The following is an 18,221-nucleotide window of genomic DNA, read 5'->3' on the forward strand; positions in this document are numbered from 1 at the left end:
CTGGAGATCTATGAGATTTGTAATTGTAACAGGTATGTCAGGAGCCGGAAAAAGCTCCGTATTGAAAATGTTGGAGGATACAGGATTTTTCTGCGTAGATAATCTTCCTATAAAGCTTGTAAAAAAATTTGTAAAATTAATTATGCATGGACATCATAACAAGGTAGCCTTGGGATTGGATATAAGAAGCGGACAATATCTAGAGGAACTAGATGAGATCCTTAATGATATGAAAAAAGCCGGATATCCCTATGAAATTTTGTTTTTGGACTGTTCAGCTGAAGTATTAATCAAGCGCTATAAGGAGACCAGAAGACTACATCCTCTTTCCCAAACAGGCAGGGTGGACAAAGGAATAGAACTGGAACGGGAAAGGCTAGAATTTCTTCGTAAGAAGGCAGATGTTATTATTGATACCAGCCATTTGCTTATTAGGGAGCTGAAGGCCCATATTGATAAAATATATGTAGAAGATAAGCAGTTTAAGAATTTTATGATTATGATGCTATCCTTTGGATTTAAGTATGGTATACCTTCCGATGCGGATTTGGTATTTGATGTTAGATTTTTACCTAATCCATTTTATATACCGGAGCTAAAACATAAAACAGGTATGGATTCTCAGGTAAGTAATTTTGTAATGAATTCAGAGGCTTCCGGGCAATTTTTAGATAAATTAGAGGATATGCTTACTTTTTTGATTCCCCATTACATATCCGAAGGAAAAAACCAGCTGGTAGTGGCAATAGGATGTACCGGAGGTAAGCACCGTTCAGTTACACTAAATAATGAGATTTCAAAAAGAATGGCCGGTTTGGGATATGGAATAAAAACAGAGCATAGGGATATAGAAAAAGATTAGTAAAGATATTGAAGGTGCGGATGAAAGATGTCGTTTTCAAAAAAGGTTAAAGAAGAACTGGCCGGTCAAATCAGTGATGCCAGGCATTGCAGGCTTGCGGAAATTGCAGCTATTCATGCTTTCGGTGGACTATTAATACAAGATAAATCTAATTTATATTTAAAACTTCAAACGGAAAACTTGACAGTTGCAAGAAAGTACTTTACATTACTTAAAAAAACATTTAATATAAGTATTGATGTCTCAGTTAAGCAAAATCTAAACAGTAAGGACAGTCAAACATATATAATTATTGTTAAGAATAAGGAAATGGTATCCCGTATTCTTCAGGCTACGAAACAAAATCCTGCAGAGGCAGAGGATGGCAAAATTCAAAGTCCGGGTCAATTAGTTGTTCAAAATACCTGCTGTAAGAGGGCATTTATTCGTGGTGCATTTCTTTTATCGGGTTCAATGAGTAATCCAAAAAAATCATATCATTTGGAATTTGTCACGGATGACATCTTAAAGGCTGAAATGCTAAAAGATGTTATATGTACATTTTCTATAGACGCAAAAATCATTCAAAGAAAAAGAAATTTTGTAGTCTATATCAAAGAAGGATCCCAGATTGTAGATTTACTAAATGTTATGGAAGCCCATGTTGCATTAATGGATCTTGAAAATGTACGGATTCTTAAAGAGATGCGTAACCAGGTTAATAGGCAGGTAAATTGTGAAGCAGCCAATATCAGTAAGACTGTAACCGCAGCCACAAAACATATAGATGATATTTTATATATTAGAGATAATGTTGGCTTTGGTAACCTGGCTAAAGGACTTGAAGAAATAGCCAAACTTAGGGTTGAATATCCTGAAGCCTCTTTAAAAGAATTAGGTACTATGTTGTCACCGCCAATTAGTAAATCCGGTGTTAACCATAGATTACGAAAATTAAGCATGATTGCGGAATATTTTCGGGAGCATAAGGAGGAAAACATAAATGATAAGAAAGGAAATAGTAATTAATATTCCTAATGGCTTAGAAGCCAGACCTGTCGCATTACTGGTTCAAGTTGCCAGTCAGTATGAAAGTAGTATCTTTGTTGAATGTGATGAAAAAAAAATTAATGCAAAAAGTATTATGGGCATGATGAGTCTTGGTCTTGCCTCTGGGGAAAAAGTCTTTGTAACGGCAGAGGGTCCCGATGAAGAAGAGGCAATAAAAAACATTGAAAAATATTTAAGCAGCAAGTAATCTACAGACAAGGAGCTATCACAAAGAGATAAAATAAAAAATCTTTGGGATGCTTCTTTTTTTTATGAAAAATAATATAAAAGTTAAGAAAAAATAAAGAAAATGTAATAAATCTGTGGTATAATGTCAACAACCTGTGGTTTGCCTTAAAGTCATTAGTATAAAAAAAATTACCAAGCTATAAAATATGTATAAGTGAGATAATACATAGTAGAAAGTTGAAAGAGGTGTATTTGGTGGAAGGAAGAAGAATAAGACCAAAGAAAAAGAGATCTATCAAAAGAATGGGAACCATACTTTTATTTGAAATATTACTCTTGTCTTTGTTAGCAGGATCTTACTATATAATATCTAAGACTAGAAGAAATAATAACAATCCCGGGAATATTACCACTGAGGATGAGCAAGATGACAATAATGGTAAAAATAAGCTTACTCCCGAGGAAGAAGAGGCTCTTAGGGAACAAGAAAGACTTCAGCAGGAAATTGCTGAAAGGAATGAAATAATTGAAAAAGCCAAAAGGATGGCCTTAAGCTATGATTATGATGGGGCTATTGAGTTAATTAAAAGTTATCAAGGTGAGGCAGGAGATTATTCAGTGTATACTGCCTTAGTAGATGCAGTTAATGAGTTAGAGGCTGAAAAGTCCAAATTGGTATTATACGGTGGAGCTTATACTTCAGTTACACAAGTTAACCATATTTTCTTTCATTCTCTAATTGCCGATAATAGTAAGGCTTTTGACGGGGACTACGATTCTGTCGGATATAATATGTATATGACAACTATATACGAGTTTGAAAAGATGATGGAGAAAATGTACCAAGACGGATATGTACTGGTAAGTATTCATGATCTGGTAAAAAAAGTGACCGATGAAAATGGAAAGACTAAGTATGTGGAAGCCGAGATATACCTTCCCCCGGGGAAAAAGCCTTTTGTTTTATCTCAGGACGATGTTAACTATTATGAGTATATGGATGGAGACGGATTTGCTTCTAGGATAGTTATCGATGAGGACGGCAAGCCAACCTGTGAAATGATTCTAGATGACGGCAGTGTGGTACAGGGACCTTTTGATATAGTTCCTATTTTGGATGCCTTTGTGGAAGAACACCCTGATTTCTCTTATAAAGGTGCCAAGGGTATTCTTGCTCTTACCGGATATGAAGGTGCCTTAGGATATAGAACCAATGATCCTACTTCACCCACCTATGAACAAGATAAGGAAACAGTCAAGGAAGTGGCAAGGGTGCTAAAGGAAAATGGCTGGGAATTTGCTTGCCATAGTTGGGGACATAAGAATATGGGAGAGAAAAGCTATGAGTTTGTGAAAACTGACATTACACGCTGGCTTGATGAAGTAGCTCCCTTAATCGGTCCCACTGACATATTAATCTTCCCCTTTGGTGTAGATATAGAAACCACAATAGGCCATTATGAAAGTGACAAGTATCATTTCCTTAAGGAGGTAGGCTTTGATTTTTACTGCGGAGTATATTCAAAGCCATGGATGCATGTTAAGAATGACTATGTAAGAATGACAAGACGACCATTAGACGGACAAGCAATGCTCCAATTTCCTGAACGGTTAGCAGATTTATTTAGTGTAGAAGAAGTAATAGATCCGGAAAGACCGGCTAGAAACTGGTAAATAAGTAAGGAACCCCATATATAGCGGGGTTCCTTATTAATTTTTCTGTAATGAGTATTAATTGTTACTACCATATGTTTGTTAGATGTATTATAATATTTATACCGACATATAAACAAATGAAATGTAACATAAGCTATTATTATATTATTTTTTGATTTTTAAGAAAGGTGGATTACCATGAGTTTTACCCATTTACATCTCCATACACAGTACTCGCTGCTTGATGGTTCAGGAAAAATCAAGGAGATGGTGCTTAGGGCTAAGGAACTTGGTATGGATAGCCTTGCTATTACTGATCATGGTGTCATGTATGGTGTTATTGATTTTTATAAAGCCTGCCTTTCTGAGAATATTAAGCCAATCATAGGTTGTGAGGTCTATGTTGCTCCAAATTCCAGATTTGATAGGGAGCCGGGGGCTTCAGAGGATCGCTATCATCATATGGTTCTTTTAGCTGAAAACAATATAGGCTATCAAAACTTGATGAAGATTGTATCCATAGGTTTTTTAGAAGGCTTTTATTATAAACCTAGGATTGATAAAGAAATCCTAAGCCGCTATAGCCAAGGGATAATTGCCCTTAGTGCCTGCCTTGGGGGAGAAATTCCGGGATATCTAAGAAGGGGTTTTTATAAGGAAGCAAAGGATGCGGCACTTAAATATAGGGAGATTTTCGGAAAGGATAATTTCTTTCTTGAACTTCAGGATCATGGAATACCTGAGCAAAGGACGGTTAATCAAGGACTGATTAGAATATCCAATGAGACTGGGATAAAACTTGTGGCAACCAATGACGTTCACTATACTTATGCCGAAGATGCAGATTCCCATGATGTTCTGCTTTGTATTCAGACTCAGAAAAAGGTTACCGATGAAAATCGTATGCGCTATGAGGGAGGACAGTATTATCTTAAATCTCCCCAAGAGATGCTTGAAATATTCCCCTATGCCAAAGAGGCTGTTGAAAATACATATGAAATAGCAAAACGCTGTAATGTAACCATCACCTTTGGGGAATATAAATTACCGGTCTATCCTGTACCGGCCCCTTATACATCATTTGAATATTTAAAACATCTTTGCAAGGAAGGCATGAAGGATAGATATGGCACAGTTGACGAAGAATTATGGGAACGCTTAGATTATGAACTTAAAACCATAAACAATATGGGATTTGTAGACTACTTCCTTATCGTATGGGACTTTATCAAATATGCAAAAGACCATGGAATTATGGTAGGGCCAGGTCGGGGTAGTGCCGCAGGTTCCATTGTTGCTTATGCCTTAAAAATAACCGATATTGATCCTATAAAATATAATTTGCTTTTTGAACGGTTCTTAAATCCTGAGCGTTTAACTATGCCGGATATAGATATTGACTTTTGTTTTGAAAGAAGACAGGAAGTTATAGACTATGTTACAGAAAAATACGGCAAAGATAAAGTAGCCCAGATTGTAACCTTCGGTACCATGGCAGCCAGAGCTGTAATTCGTGATGTGGGAAGAGCACTTGATCTTCCGTATTCACAAGTTGATACTGTGGCCAAGATGATTCCCAATGAAATCGGAATAACCATTGAAAAAGCCTTAAAACTTAATCCGGACCTTAGCCGGCTTTATGAAGAGGATGAAGATATAAAAAGGCTGATTGATATGTCAAAAAGACTAGAAGGTCTGCCAAGGCACACATCAATGCATGCTGCCGGTGTCGTTATCGGTAAAGACAGTATAGTTGAATATGTGCCCTTAACCCGTTCTTCCGATGATTCCATAACAACTCAATTTACCATGGTAACTTTAGAAGAGTTGGGCTTGTTGAAAATGGACTTTTTAGGCCTTCGTACCTTGACAGTAATTCAAAATGCCGTAGCTTTAGTTAATAAAAATACAGATATAAGTGATAAATTTGATATAAACAAGATAGATTATAATGACGATAAAGTATATGAGTTAATCGGATCCGGTAAAACAGAAGGAATCTTTCAGTTAGAAAGTAGCGGTATGAAGAGCTTTATGAAAGAATTAAAGCCCCGCAGCTTAGAAGATGTCATAGCCGGTATTGCCTTGTATAGACCGGGACCCATGGATTTTATACCAAAGTATATTAAAGGTAAAAATGAAACCGGTCAAATCACTTATGATTGTCCTCAGCTGGAGCATATTTTGGCTCCAACCTATGGCTGTATAGTATATCAAGAACAGGTTATGCAGATAGTAAGAGATTTGGCAGGATACAGTTATGGACGAAGCGATTTAGTTCGTAGGGCTATGTCCAAAAAGAAAGAAGATGTCATGATAAAAGAAAGGCAGACTTTTATTTATGGCAATGAAGAGGACAATATACCGGGATGTATAAAAAACGGTATACCTGAATCGGTTGCAAACCATATTTTTGATGAAATGCTGGATTTTGCAAAGTATGCCTTTAATAAATCCCATGCGGCAGCCTATGCTGTTATATCCTATCAAACAGCTTATTTAAAACGATATTATCCGGTGGAGTTTATGGCTGCTTTAATGACATCAGTTATAGATAATCCGGCTAAAGTATCACAGTATATTTATAACTGTAGGCAGATGGATATTGATATTCTTCCTCCGGATATCAATGAAGGAGATGCGGTCTTTACAGTACATAAGGGTGCAATCCGCTATTCCTTGGCTGCAATAAAGGGAGTAGGCAGACCTGTAATTGAGTCAATTGTAGCAGAAAGAGAGGCCGGGGGGCCTTATACTAGTCTAAAGGATTTTGCAAGCCGCCTATCCGGTAAAGAGGTCAATAAAAGAACTGTTGAAAGCTTTATTAAAGCAGGAGTTTTTAGTAATCTTCATAGTAACAGACGCCAGTTGATGATGAGCTATATTCAGATACTTGATCAAGTGGCTGAAGATAAAAAGAGAAATCTTACGGGACAGTTAAATTTATTTGACTTTGCAGGAGAAGAAGTTAAGCAAGAATTTGATTTTAATATGCCCAATGTAGAAGAATATAGTAAAGAAGAGATACTGGCCTTTGAAAAAGAAGTCTTAGGTATTTATATTAGCGGACATCCTTTAGATGATTATATGGATAGTCTAAAAAAGAATGTAACAGCTTATTCCTATGATTTTATTTTAGATGAAGAGATAGGAAAAGCAAAAGTAGAGGACGGAAGTTTTCATACCTTAGGTGGCATGATTACATCAAAAACAATTAAAACCACCAGAACCAACAGTATTATGGCCTTTATTACCTTGGAAGATATGTTTGGCACCGTGGAAGTTATTGTATTTCCCAGGGATTTTGACAGGTATAAGCATATACTAGATATTGATGCCAAGGTATTTATCCGAGGAAGGGTAACCACTGAAGAAGATAAAGATGCTAAGCTGATATGTCAAGAAATTATTCCCTTTAATGAATTACCAAAAGAGATTTGGCTTAGGTTTAGAAATCATTCAGATTATAAGAAAAGTGAACTAGAACTATATAGTATACTGGATGGATATGACGGAAATGATTCTGTTATTATCTACTGTGAAGCAGAAAAAATTATGAAACGGCTTCCAAAAAGTAAAAATGTCAGTGCCAAAGATGAACTTATTACAAAACTAAAAGAGGTTTTTACGGAAAATAATGTGAGAATTGTAGAAAAACAGCTTGATTCAGTGGCAAAAATAAATTAGAATACAGTTTAATATAGAAAGTGGAGGTAAGTATGGACAACAAAGTAAATGTTATCGGTGTTTTAACCAGTGGAGGAGATGCCCCCGGAATGAATGCCGCAATCCGGGCGGTTGTCAGAACTGCATTAAAGGAAGGTATAAAAGTCAAAGGTATACGAAGAGGATTTTTGGGACTGCTAGAAGAAGATATCTATGATATGGAATATAAAAGTGTTTCGGATATTATTAATCGGGGCGGTACCATTTTGCATACGGCCCGTTGTCCTGAATTCGTAAAGCCTGAAGTTGTAGAAAAAGCGGCACAGGTATGTAAAAAGCATGGTATAGAGGGTCTTGTAGTAATAGGAGGAGACGGATCATTTCGGGGAGCCGCTGACCTAGCTAAGCATGGTATTAATACTGTAGGTGTTCCGGGAACAATAGACCTTGATATTGCATGTACCGATTACACCATTGGTTTTGATACAGCAGTTAATACAGCCATTCAGACAGTGGACAAGGTAAGAGATACATCTACTTCCCATGAAAGATGCAGTATTATTGAGGTTATGGGCAGGCATGCGGGATTTATTGCCCTTTGGTGTGGTATAGCTAATGGTGCCGAGGATATCCTAATTCCAGAGCGTTATGATTATGATGAGCAACATATAATTGATAAAATTAACCGTAGAAGAGAGACAGGTAAGAAACACTATATTATTATTAATGCAGAAGGCATAGGTGATTCCCATGCTATGGCTGAAAGAATTGAAAAAGCCACAGGAATGGAAACTAGGGCAACCATTATTGGCCATGCCCAAAGAGGCGGAAGTCCCACAGCTAGGGATAGGGTATATGCAGCAGCTATGGGAGCAAAAGCGGTAGACCTGCTTCGTAAAGGGGCAAGTAATCGTGTGGTAGCTCATGTAAAGGGCGAATTTGTAGATTATGATATAGCAGAAGCCCTAGCTATGACCAAGGATATTAACCAGTACATGTACGATTTGTCAAAGAGGCTGTAGTAGCTGTCTTTGACAGATCTTAGACAGGAGAATACAGAATGAATAAAAAGACGAAGAAGTTTTTGTCTTATTATAAACCATATCTTGGCTTATTTATGGCAGATATGTTCTTTGCCTTACTTGCATCGTCAATTTCATTGATTTATCCTATGATAGTCAGATATATTACAAATGAGATTTTGGTAAAGTACGATATTTCAGAGTCTGCACCAATAATTATGAAATTGCTTTTTGTCATGTTAGCTTTGGCAGCCATTGAATTTTTAAGTACTTTCTTTACAGCCTATAAAGGTCATATGATGGGTGCCAAGATGGAATATGATATGCGTAATGACATCTTTGAACATTTTCAGAAGCTATCTTTTAGTTTTTATGATAATCAAAAGATTGGTCAGCTGATGACTAGAATAACCAATGATTTATTTGATGTAACAGAACTATGCCATCATGGACCTGAGGATATTATTATATCTTCTATTAAATTTATAGGGGCCTTTTTCATCTTAATAAATATTAATCTGCCTTTGACTCTTTTAGTATTTTCTTTTATTCCTCTTATGTTAGTCTTTGCCTTGTTTATGAGAGGAAGAATGAGACGGGCCTTTAAAAGAAATAGGGAAAAGATTGCAGATATTAATGCCCAGATTGAGGACAACCTATCGGGAATCAGAGTTGTAAAATCTTTTGCCAATGAAGCTGTAGAAATGAGCAAGTTTAAGGAAGGCAACAATAAATTTATAGACAGTAAACGCAACAGCTACTTAAATATGGGAATATTCCATTCGGGACTCACTTTATTTACAGCCTTAATTAATGTTGCGGTTATAGCCGGAGGGGGCTTATTTATAGCTAAGAAGATTATAAATGTCGGAGATCTTTTGACCTTCCTGTTATATGTAAATTTATTGGTAGATCCTGTAAAGAAGCTTATTAACTTTACAGAGCAGTTCCAAAACGGTATGTCAGGCTTTAGCCGTTTTTATGAGATTTTAGAGATTGAACCGGATATTGTAGATAAACCGGATGCTATCTCCCTTAATGAGGTTAAGGGAGAAATTGAGTTTAAAAATGTGGCCTTCAAATACAATGATGCTAAAGAAGATGTCTTTAGAAATATTAATCTTAAGGTGAAGGCCGGTGAATATATAGCCTTAGTAGGATCCTCCGGTGTAGGTAAGACGACCATGTGTAGCCTAATACCTAGGTTTTATGAAGTTTCTGAAGGGCTTATTACTATAGACGGAATTGATATCAAAGATATTAAGCTGAAATCCCTAAGAAAGAATATAGGTATTGTGCAACAGGATGTTTATTTATTTGCCGGTACCGTAATGGATAATATCCGTTATGGTAATGCCAATGCCACAGAAGAAGATGTAATAAGGGCTGCAAAAAATGCCAATGCCCATGATTTTATAATGGAGCTTCCGGAAGGCTATTATACCGATATCGGCCAGCGGGGAGTTAAGTTATCGGGGGGACAAAAGCAAAGGCTTAGTATTGCCAGAGTATTTCTAAAAAATCCTCCCATTTTGATTTTTGACGAAGCAACTTCATCTTTAGATAATGAAAGTGAGAAAGTAGTACAAGAATCATTAGAAAAACTGGCGAAAAACCGAACAACTTTTGTTATAGCCCATAGATTATCGACTATTAAAAATGCTCAGAGAATTATAGTACTGGCAGAGGATGGAATAAAAGAAACCGGTACACATGAGGAATTATTAGCTAAAGAGGGAGTATATGCCGGACTTTATCGCTTGGCATATAGCTCTCAAGAGTAAGAAAGATTTCTTAACTATTATTTAAAAATTAAATATATAAGGTATTGTAAAAGACCGTCGAAAAAGTTTGACGGTCTTTCTTTTATGTGGAACTAACTTGGCTGTAATAACGTCTAATTATTGTAAACTGAAAGATATTTCATTTCATAATGCATCCAATTTCACGTTTACATCCTATTGTAGTACATGTATACTATAACTAGCACAAGCACTTGTGACTAAACCTAAAGGTATAGTATAGGGGGGAATAGTTGGATGCAAAAGGACATGCAAAATGACAATTCACAATATTCTCCTGCATATGAGATAGAGGACTTAATCAGACAATATGGTAATGATGTACTTCGTATAGCTTATATGTATGTTAAGGATATCCATACTGCAGAAGATATATTTCAAGAGGTTTTTATAAAGGTAAATAATAAGCTTTCCACATTCGGTGGCTACTCTAGTATTAAAACATGGATAGTAAGAATTACTATTAATACATGCAAAGACTATTTGAAAAGTGCCTATAAGAGGAGAGTAGTCCCCATGATGGAATATCAGGAGGATGCCATCATAAGTGATTCTGATTACGAGCAGATTGAGAAGCAGGATACCAGTGATTTGATAAAGAAATCGGTTCTATCTTTGCCGGCTAAGTACAAAGATGTGGTAATATGTATTTATTTTCAGGATATGTCTATTGCAGAGGCTGCAAAAGCCCTTAATATAGCAGAAGGAACAGTTAAAAGTAGGCTTTCAAGAGCAAGAAGTAAATTAAAGAATATGTTAGAAGGGAGGGTATCAGATGAATTTTAAGCAAAATAATAATAATGAGCAAAAGATGGATGAATTTAATATTAAACATCATCTGAACACTTCCTTAGACCAAAAAGGAATAAGTGTATCAGAAGACTTAATTAATAGAACCTTAGAAGCAATTAATAAACAGGGTAAAACAAAGCAAGAAGAGGACCATAGGCCTTTAATTACAAAAATCCGCTTATTAATGAAGGTGGCGGCAGCAGTTTTAGTATTTATGGTAGGTTTAAGTGCAATTCATCTATTTAATCCAAGTGGATTAAAGCAAAAAAGTGTTAATGAAGAGGCCAAGTCTTTTACTTTAGATGGCAAAAACGATATTGCTATTTCCGATAGGGCAGGTGAATTAGATAATGAAATTGCTACTAAAGAAGCACAGGAAATAGATGATCAGGTAAATGATACTCTAGGTTCATGGGATAATGGTACTGTAGAAGAGGATAACAAAAAAGAGCCGGGAACTAATGAGCTTACATCCTTAAGTAATTATGAGCTAAGTTTTACTGATATTACGGCTATAAAGGAGGAAGAAGTTAAATCTATAACTGTTAAATCTCATGATAAAGATATAAGGGTTCAATTAAAGGAACCGGTTGATATAGAAAAGTTTTATTCTGTAATGGAAAACTATAGATTTAAGTATGATGAGGCAGATGATTCTACCGTGGAATATACTATTAAACTTGTCGGTAAAGACAATGAGAGCCATATTATTATTGGCTTATATACCATAACTGTAGATAATACCCATAGGGATGTTGCCTCCCATAGTAAGTATAGTGTCTTAGATACAAGTCTGCTAATTGATGATTTGAAAGAATTCCTAGCTAGTTATGATAATTAGAATAAAGGGTGTGGCGGTACTTCTTATACCTATACACCCTTTGTTTTATGGAAAATGCTTAGATATAATTTTCTATAAATCTTCTTCCTTAGCTTCTTCAGAATCTTCTATTGCTTCCTTAGATTCTTCTTCCATCTGTATTTGTACATATTCTCTTGTAGTGCTTTTGCCGGAAACTTTTTCCTTATCATCTTCTTCATCTTCATCTAAATCATCAAAGTCGTCGTCAAATTCATCTAAATCATCATCTGAATCTTTCTTAATAAAATTCTTATAAACGTAATAAGCCCCCGCAGCAACTGAAGCCACAGAAAGGCTACCAAGTACAAATTTTCTGAATTTTTTCATTCGGTCTTATCATCCTTTCATTTTTATTTATAATTATATACTATTCTAATATTATAATCCTGATATCATAAAAAATAAAGCAAAAACTGTTTTGCCTGAAATTTAAGAGGAGATTTATTAGTATAATAGAAATTATTTGATATCATTAATTTATTAATATGTTACATCTTTACTTTTGGCTACAATTATCATATTATTAGTTTGAAATTGATTCATTTATGAATCAACAAAATTAGACATAATAAAAAAGGAGAAAGCATAAAATGGAACAACTTCATATTTGGTTGGATTTATTATGTGAAACCGCTACTTTAATGTTTGAATTTATAGGGGTAATTATCTTAATACTTTCAGGAATTATAGGAATTTATAATTACATTAAGAAAAGTCCCTATACCAGATTGGAACTGGCAAAAGGAATGGCACTGGGCTTGGAATTTAAGATGGGAGGAGAGATTCTTAGGACTGTAGGTGTAACCGGTTGGGCAGAAATAGGTATGGTTGCCGGTATTATCCTCCTAAGAGCTGCATTATCATTCCTAATTCATTGGGAAATAAAGGCGGAAGAAAGAGAATTTGAAGCATTGGAGAAAAAAGAAGACAAATAATAAATTTGGCGTCAAGACATATAAGAATATAATGTATAGATTTGTTAAAAGTATATTACAGATTTTTATCGGTTTTTTGACAAAATGTTACTGTTATGGTACCATATATAGTATTAAAGGAATAAAATCAGTACTTATGTAGGAGGAATTAAGTATGAAGAACAACCCGGGCAAGAAGACAGCCTTTTCTATGGTACTGGCTTTGCTACTTACATCAATATTCTGGTTTAGTATTGATAAAAGTGCATATGGGGCATCACCCTCCTTTGTGGAAAGCAAGGTTGAGATTATTGGGGAAGATCAAACTTACCAGCTCGAAATAAAGGATAAGGTAGCAGGAAGTAAATATAAATGGTCTTCTTCCAATAGCAAGGTTGCCAGGGTATCTAGTAAAGGTATAGTTACTTCAGTGGGTAAGGGAACAGCTACTATAAAATGTAAGATCACATACCCCACCAATAAAAGTAAGACTATTAAATGTAAAGTTACTGTAATTATACCTGCAACTAAGATACGGATTAATAATGCCACTGAAGAAAATGGGGCACATATTCTAAAACTAGGAGAAACTTATAATTTTAACAGAGATATTACCCCAAGTAATTCTTCCGATAAAACTTATTGGTCCATAGGCGGAGGCGATCCGGAATGCATTAGGGTTGTAAACAGTTCAAACGGCATTGTTGAAGGAACCAAGGCCGGCAAAGTAGTACTGGTAGCTACAGCAGCAAGAAAAGCTACAAAAGCAGAAGCTAAAAAAAGCATAGTTAACGATGCTATTATAATTGAAGTTGTAAAGCCTTCTGCAACAGTAAATTCTGCCTCTATCATAAGTAATAATGAAATAAAGGTAGTATTCGACAGTCCTATTGATGAGAAGACTGTAATCGGACAAAATAATATATTACTTGACAGTATAGATATAACATTAAAGCGTAATATAAAAGGGGTTTTAGCCGGTGATCCCGGTAAGTTAACTGCTAAGCTTTCAGATGATAAAAAGACCCTTATTATTACTTCTTCCAATAGGCTAGAAGGAGAGTACGGAATTAATTTTACAAGCAAGATTAAGACTGTAGACGGAGAAGCCATTGAAGAATATTACAAGCAGATAAGATATGAAGATACAATTTTGCCGGAGATTGCAGATATAATTTTGGATGATTCCGGAATGATTGTAACAATTGTATTCTCAGAAGCAATAGATTTTTCAGGACTTAAGGTATCAAATGCAGCTATAGTGCCCGGTTCATCTAGTTCACCGGCTGATCCCTTAACAATTAGTATCCTGAATAATAAAAATAATTATATTCCAAGCCAGGACAAGAAATCCCTTACAATTAATCTGTCCAATATTGCATATTCGGATTATGACAAGGTATTTACCGTAGTATTATCAGGTATAAAGGATTTGGCAGGGAATGCTCCGGCAAATTATAACTTACCTGTTTATCTGCGTACTGATACTAGACCAAAGCCTCAAGCAAGACTTATTAGTATTGCAAGAACATCATATAATACCTTGACGGCGATTTTCGACCGTTCAATTCAGTATGGAGGCTATGCCACAATTAATAACGGCTCTACTATGGTTGGTATAGTAGATAGCCAAAATCCTAAGAAAGTACATTATACCTTGTCCGAGGCAGATGCATTAAAAACCGGTATCCAGACTGTATCCTTAATAGGGTGGCAGGCTTATAATGTTGATCCCTCAGACACAACATCTTATAAGCAGCATACAAGGACTATTAGTTTCAATGTGGACAAATCAAATCCTGTATTACTTAGTCAGGAATTTGATCCGGAGACTAATATCCTTACCCTTACATACAATAAAGAAGTAGTCCTATGGTCCGATTCCGGAGTATTTAATGCAAGCTTAGTAACAGTTACCGATGAGATTAGATCCAATTATAATCTTACTTATAGTAAGTTAGCAACAGATGATCCTAAAGTAATCAAATTGCAAATCGGTAATATGACCTTAATTGGAAACTATACATTTACCTTAAGCAAGAATTTCGTTATGGATACTTTCAGAAATTATAGTACTGAAAGAACAATAACCATCAGTAACAGCGATGGAGTAGACCTAGAGCTTCCGGGACCTTATATGATAAGTCAGTCCACAACTAATCCTAGCCAGATTTATCTAGACTTTAACGATATGCTAGATATAGAGTCTGCACAGAATGTAACTAACTATGGAATCCCCGGTGTTACAATTATAAGTGCTAAGCTAGAGAAAAATTCAAAATATGAAGGGGCTAGGGTGGTACTTACCCTTGCGGACGAATCCATAGATATTTCAATGGAAAGACCCATTAAGATTTCCGGTGTTAAAGGTTATAACGGAATATATGGTCCTATAATAGATTATACCAGCAATGTATATCTAAGAGATAATAAGAAGCCTTATTATGTAGGTCCTCCAGTATTTGATAAGAATAAGCCTAATGAAATCAGACTAAGATTCAGTGAGGAAATCACCGGTTCAATGGTAGTTAAGGTTACCCAGTTAGGCACTTATTCATATGTGATAGGTAATAGTGTAAGTGTATCCGGTTCTGAAGTTATTATAACTTTAAATACTATACCGGATAGAAATGCATACTTAAGGATAGAGATTATTGATAATAAGATTCTTGACTTAAGCGGTAACCAATCATCACCTATGAGTACACAAGTAGGGGTAGTGGCCCAATACTAAATTATATATTTATACATAATAAAAGAGGCTGTCGCTTTTACGATTTTAAAATCGTGAAGCGACAGCTTTTTTGGTAAATAAAAATAGTGTTAATATGTTTAATATTTAGAACAATTAAACGTATTGACACCCATAATTTTACATGTAATAATATGTAACAAAATAACATAGGTTATCACTTTTGCTTTTAAGATAATTATCTTTGGATGAGAACCAATGCATTAATCGCATTGAGCTTTTTAAAAAGGTTAATCAAGAAAGAAATGTATCAATTATAATGGTTACTCACAGCGACAGAACGCTAAAGTACTGCAACAAAGTAATCAGAATTTCGGATGGGAGAATTGTCTAGTGATATATAAAATATATAAAGAAAAAACGCCATGTATCTTTGATACACGGCAATGTTAATGTTAATCACTTTTTAGTGTTTGATAAAAAGTTTCTGGTAAATATATCACTTTCATCGAGCAGACTGTCTATAGTTTCAAATCCCAGTTGCTTTAAAAGTTCAATTACATAAGGGTTATCTATTGGTGTAGGATATGCGGCGGCCTTGCCATACTCTTCTACATTTTTCCTTCCCTCTTTATGGGGAATTAAAGCTTTTGGTCCTCCAACACATCCTCCCTCACAACCCATTCCTTCATAAAAATTAGCTGTTGTTTTCCCTGCAAGTATATCTTTAATCAAATCCCTGCAAGCTTTTACACCATCTGCCTTTTGGGTTTGTAAAGTTATTTCTCTGTTGGGGTTTATTCTTTCTAAGGTTAGCTTAACCGCTTCGCTTACACCGCCGGTATGGGCATATATTCTACCTGCTCTTGAGGAATGATCTTTCTCGCTTTCCTCCATTTTGGCAGGATCAATCTCCATAATATTAAAGATATCCTGAACTTCCTGGAAAGTTAGTACATAGTCAATGGCACCTGCTATATCCTTGTCTCTGGCTTCTGCTTTTTTGGCTAAACAAGGCCCAACAAATACTGTAAGGGCGTCGGGATATAAGGTTTTTACTGCCCGGCCGCTGGCTATCATAGGTGATACAGAAGGGGGGACATGGGGAATTAAATCATTGTAAATATTTTTTATCCAAGCAATCCAAACGGGGCAGCAGCAGCTGGTAAGTTGAAAATCCTCCTTAGTATTTATATTGCGGTCAAATTCTAAGGCTTCCTTAAGGGTTAAGATATCTGCAAATAAAGCTACCTCTAACATGCCGTCAAAGCCAATCTTTTTAAAGGCAGTTCTAAGTTTACCCGGTGTTACATCTTTAAATTGTCCTAAAAAGGCAGGGGCAATTAGAGCATAGGATAATCCTTTATGGGAGCGGAGAGCCCGTAAGACTGAAATAGCATCCTTACTTGCTGTTAGTCTTTTGGCACGACATTCTTGAATACAATAGGAGCATCCTGCACAAGCTGCTTCGTCTACCTGTAATTGGCCACTTTCATCTGGGAAAATGGCATGGAAAGGACATACCTTAACACAATGCCTATCATCCTTGGGACACTCACAGCTTTTAGTAGACCAAACTAAGGAATGTTTTTTGGGGTTAAGCAGGCAGTCTAGCTGATGGGCATCGAAGGCATCAAGATTTTCAATATATTCTTCTTCCCGGTTATCTATGGTAGCTTTTAATAGTTCTTCATATAACTCATCAAATCTTTTCATTTATACACCTCGAACTAGTATTATTGAACTATTATCTGCAAAACATCCTGCAATATTCCAATTTTTCCTTTACTATAAACTTTTTTTGTCTTATAATTGGCATAGGATTTTCATATAAATACAATTGTAACTTAAGATCAAGTATATTTATAAGGTATATGGAGAAGAACATTGAAGAAAATTAATAAGAAGTGGATTAAACTGGCGGCTTGGCTTGCTTTTTATATATATATTTTAATGTTATCATATTTTTTGTTTTTTAGTGAACGTTATGGAAGATATATGGTTACTAAGAAATATAATTTGCAGCTGTTTAAGGAAATAAAACGCTTTATTAAATATAGGGAGTATATTGGTTTTGAGGGATTTGTAGTAAATATTGTAGGAAATGTTCTAGCCTTTTCTCCTTATGGATTTTTTCTTCCATTACTAAATAATAAGTATCGTAAATTTTATATTATTACAATCTTAAGTATATTCTTTAGTCTGGCAGTTGAAACCTCCCAATTGTTATTAGAAGTGGGAGTTTTTGATGTTGATGATATTTTGATGAATTCTATCGGTGGAATTGTAGGCTATATTATATTTGTCATTGCCTATTCCCTATATAAAAAAAATGATAAAATTAAAGAGGAAGAGACAAGTAATATGCAGGAGGATGGAGAGGAAAGGGAGACAGTATGAATTTGGGCTTTTTTAAAAGAAGAGACACTATACAATTTTCCGGAAGAAGGCATACTCAATTAGGTATTTTGTCTGCTGTTATAGGATTAGCTGTTGTGGCCGGTTTTATTGCAGTAAGCATAATTTCAGGGATTAATAAAGGCCAGGCAGGTATTATTATAGGTGTTGTGGGCCTTTTATTATTTGCCTTATCTATCACAGGCTTTGTTTTTTCATACAGGGCAATAAAGCAAAGGGATATATATTATAGATTTCCCATGATTGGCTTAATCAGTAATGGTATTATGATGATAGTATTGATGATACTTTATATAATAGGCATTGTAGTATAAATA

The 18,221-nt window shown here is 35.4% G+C and carries 15 protein-coding genes; 13 read left to right on the forward strand and 2 right to left on the reverse strand.

The window, feature by feature from the left end:
* Positions 1-10 precede the first annotated feature (10 nt).
* The 9 genes from rapZ to SD1D_RS01965 all read left to right on the forward strand — a co-directional run bounded on the left by rapZ (position 11) and on the right by SD1D_RS01965 (position 11,859).
* Entirely contained in the window at positions 11-862 is an 852-nt protein-coding gene (rapZ, locus tag SD1D_RS01925; protein WP_058257362.1) for an RNase adapter RapZ, read from the forward strand.
* 27 nt (positions 863-889) lie between these two features.
* Positions 890-1,870, forward strand: coding sequence for a DNA-binding protein WhiA (whiA, locus tag SD1D_RS01930; RefSeq protein WP_058257363.1), 981 nt, complete (start codon positions 890-892; stop codon positions 1,868-1,870).
* Entirely contained in the window at positions 1,845-2,099 is a 255-nt protein-coding gene (locus tag SD1D_RS01935) for an HPr family phosphocarrier protein (protein WP_058257364.1), read from the forward strand. The genes whiA and SD1D_RS01935 overlap by 26 nt, the downstream gene beginning before the upstream one ends.
* A gap of 236 nt (positions 2,100-2,335) precedes the next feature.
* On the forward strand, positions 2,336-3,754 hold the full coding sequence (locus SD1D_RS01940; RefSeq protein WP_058257365.1) for a polysaccharide deacetylase family protein: 1,419 nt from the start codon (positions 2,336-2,338) through the stop codon (positions 3,752-3,754).
* A gap of 180 nt (positions 3,755-3,934) precedes the next feature.
* Positions 3,935-7,423, forward strand: coding sequence for a DNA polymerase III subunit alpha (locus tag SD1D_RS01945; RefSeq protein WP_058257366.1), 3,489 nt, complete (start codon positions 3,935-3,937; stop codon positions 7,421-7,423).
* A gap of 32 nt (positions 7,424-7,455) precedes the next feature.
* Complete coding sequence (gene pfkA / locus SD1D_RS01950) at positions 7,456-8,424, forward strand: 6-phosphofructokinase (protein ID WP_058257367.1); 969 nt, start codon at positions 7,456-7,458, stop codon at positions 8,422-8,424.
* 38 nt (positions 8,425-8,462) lie between these two features.
* The gene (locus SD1D_RS01955; RefSeq protein WP_058257368.1) at positions 8,463-10,208 is read left to right on the forward strand and encodes an ABC transporter ATP-binding protein; all 1,746 of its coding nucleotides are present in this window, start codon (positions 8,463-8,465) and stop codon (positions 10,206-10,208) included.
* A gap of 255 nt (positions 10,209-10,463) precedes the next feature.
* A complete protein-coding gene (locus SD1D_RS01960) occupies positions 10,464-11,012 on the forward strand; it encodes a sigma-70 family RNA polymerase sigma factor (protein ID WP_058257369.1) in 549 nt (182 codons plus the stop codon).
* Positions 11,002-11,859 carry a hypothetical protein gene (locus SD1D_RS01965; protein WP_058257370.1) on the forward strand — a complete coding sequence of 286 codons (858 nt, stop codon included), beginning with the start codon at positions 11,002-11,004 and terminating at the stop codon, positions 11,857-11,859. The genes SD1D_RS01960 and SD1D_RS01965 overlap by 11 nt, the downstream gene beginning before the upstream one ends.
* A 72-nt stretch (positions 11,860-11,931) precedes the next feature.
* On the opposite strand, the gene SD1D_RS01970 is transcribed toward SD1D_RS01965, so the two are convergent.
* Entirely contained in the window at positions 11,932-12,207 is a 276-nt protein-coding gene (locus tag SD1D_RS01970) for a hypothetical protein (RefSeq protein ID WP_058257371.1), read from the reverse strand.
* Positions 12,208-12,470: 263 nt separating this feature from the next.
* On the opposite strand from SD1D_RS01970, the gene SD1D_RS01975 reads away from it, so the two are divergent.
* Positions 12,471-12,815 (forward strand): DUF1622 domain-containing protein, encoded by a 345-nt coding sequence (locus SD1D_RS01975; protein ID WP_058257372.1) that lies wholly within the window; start codon positions 12,471-12,473, stop codon positions 12,813-12,815.
* 154 nt (positions 12,816-12,969) lie between these two features.
* The gene (locus SD1D_RS01980; protein WP_058257373.1) at positions 12,970-15,528 is read left to right on the forward strand and encodes an Ig-like domain-containing protein; all 2,559 of its coding nucleotides are present in this window, start codon (positions 12,970-12,972) and stop codon (positions 15,526-15,528) included.
* A gap of 417 nt (positions 15,529-15,945) precedes the next feature.
* On the opposite strand, the gene SD1D_RS01985 is transcribed toward SD1D_RS01980, so the two are convergent.
* The gene (locus SD1D_RS01985; protein ID WP_058257374.1) at positions 15,946-17,202 is read right to left on the reverse strand and encodes a [Fe-Fe] hydrogenase large subunit C-terminal domain-containing protein; all 1,257 of its coding nucleotides are present in this window, start codon (positions 17,200-17,202) and stop codon (positions 15,946-15,948) included.
* 171 nt (positions 17,203-17,373) lie between these two features.
* Between SD1D_RS01985 and SD1D_RS01990 the strand changes: the two genes are divergently transcribed.
* Together SD1D_RS01990 and SD1D_RS01995 are read left to right on the forward strand one after the other, a co-directional pair.
* Positions 17,374-17,886 (forward strand): VanZ family protein, encoded by a 513-nt coding sequence (locus tag SD1D_RS01990; RefSeq protein WP_242955240.1) that lies wholly within the window; start codon positions 17,374-17,376, stop codon positions 17,884-17,886.
* Entirely contained in the window at positions 17,883-18,218 is a 336-nt protein-coding gene (locus SD1D_RS01995; RefSeq protein ID WP_058257375.1) for a DUF6142 family protein, read from the forward strand. The genes SD1D_RS01990 and SD1D_RS01995 overlap by 4 nt, the downstream gene beginning before the upstream one ends.
* Positions 18,219-18,221 lie beyond the last annotated feature (3 nt).

This window comes from Herbinix luporum (assembly GCF_900070325.1).
In the GTDB taxonomy this organism is placed as follows: Bacteria; Bacillota; Clostridia; order Lachnospirales; family Lachnospiraceae; genus Mobilitalea; species Mobilitalea luporum.